A 1,103-nucleotide genomic window follows, 5' to 3' on the forward strand; every position below is an offset into this window, starting at 1 on the left:
CCGATGGTCATGGTCTGGCGGAAGCTGCGGGTGTCGAGCAGCGGGCGGATGCGGGCGAGGAGGCGATCAGCCAAGCGCATAGCCGATCGCCCGCACGGTGCGCAGCAGGGGCGGATCGAAATCCTTGTCGATCTTGCTGCGCAGTTTGAAGACATGCACCTCGACCAGATTGGTCGGCGGGTTGAAGCCGTAGCCCCAGGCCTTTTCCAGCAGCATGGTCCGGGTCACCGTCTGGCCCGGATTGCTCATCAGGATGTGCAGCAACCGGAACTCCTTGTCGGTCAGCTCGATCGGCATCCCTTGCCGGGTCACTCGCCGCTGGGCCACGTCCATCACCAGATCGCCGACCGTCAGCAGGTCGCCGGGGGCGGCCATCGCCTGCCCGTGGCGGTGGGAGAGATGCTCAAGCCGCACCAGCAGTTCGGCGAAGTCGAAGGGCTTGCCCAGGTAATCGTCTGCCCCGGCGCGCAGCCCGGCGACCCGGTCGGAGGTCTCGTCCAGCGCCGACAGCACCAGCACCGGCGGATGCCGTGTGCCGGCCAGCCGCTTCAGAACCTCCATGCCGTCGAGCTTCGGCAGCATGCGGTCGAGGACGACGACATCGAACGCCTCCTCCGCCAGCAGTCGCAAAGCCTCCTCGCCGTCGCCGGAGAAGCGGCAGGAATGGCCCGAGCCGTTGAGCCTGGCCCCGATCCAGTAGCTGACAGCCGCATCGTCCTCGACGACCAGAACGCGCAACGCCTCCTCCTTTTCCAAAAATGCAATTAATAATTATTCTCGATTGCATCGTCCAGCCCGGCCGGCAGCCGGGCGGCGGGAAATTGAGTTGTGGGTGGCTAAAGTGTGGGCGGCTGCCCGGTCGTGGCGAAGACGGCCCCCCGCCCGTCCGGCGCCGGCATGCGGACGAAGCGGGTGGCGAAGACCCGCTCCAGCACCGGCACCGGCAGGGCGGACATCGGGCCGCTCCAGGGTTCCCGCCCGTCGGCCAGCAGCAGCGCATCGTCGCAATAGCGGGCGGCCAGCGTCATGTCGTTGCAGCACCACGGCACAGGCACCGCGGGTCCGCTCCATCCAATCCCGCGCCGTCCGCAGCAGGTGGTGCT

Annotated in this window: 1 protein-coding gene and 1 pseudogene; both read right to left on the bottom strand. The window is 67.5% G+C overall.

Annotated elements, in window-relative coordinates; genetic code table 11:
• Positions 1-66: 66 nt before the first annotated feature.
• Positions 67-738, bottom strand: coding sequence for a response regulator transcription factor (locus I71_RS06080; protein ID WP_042692350.1), 672 nt, complete (start codon positions 736-738; stop codon positions 67-69).
• 98 nt (positions 739-836) lie between these two features.
• Positions 837-1,103 (bottom strand): annotated as a pseudogene (locus I71_RS06085) (hypothetical protein); the annotation flags it as partial.

Origin of the sequence: Azospirillum sp. B506, from assembly GCF_000333595.1 — a bacterium.
Lineage (GTDB): Bacteria > Pseudomonadota > Alphaproteobacteria > Azospirillales > Azospirillaceae > Azospirillum.